Origin of the sequence: Actinotalea ferrariae CF5-4 (assembly GCF_000603945.1) — a bacterium.
GTDB classification, from domain to species: domain Bacteria; phylum Actinomycetota; class Actinomycetes; order Actinomycetales; family Cellulomonadaceae; genus Actinotalea; species Actinotalea ferrariae.
Window position 1 is genome coordinate 1 of the sequence record NZ_AXCW01000354.1, and the last position, 277, is coordinate 277.

The following is a 277-nucleotide window of genomic DNA, read 5'->3' on the forward strand; positions in this document are numbered from 1 at the left end:
CTGGCCGCGGGGTCCTCGCCCGCCGCCGAGGCGCTCCAGGCGGCCGGCGCGACGCGCGACGCGCTCGTCGCCGCGCTGCCCGCCGTCCGCGGCACCGCGAAGGTGACCAGCGCGGACCCGGAGGGCACCTACAAGGCGCTCGAGAAGTACGGGCGGGACCTCACGGCCGAGGCCCGCCAGGGCCGGCTCGACCCCGTCATCGGCCGGGACGCCGAGATCCGCCGGGTCGTGCAGGTGCTGTCGCGGCGCACCAAGAACAACCCGGTCCTCATCGGGG

1 pseudogene is annotated in these 277 nt (G+C 77.6%); it reads left to right on the top strand.

The annotated features are described in order from the left end of the window. Positions 1 to 277 (top strand): annotated as a pseudogene (locus tag N866_RS21625) (ATP-dependent chaperone ClpB); the annotation flags it as partial.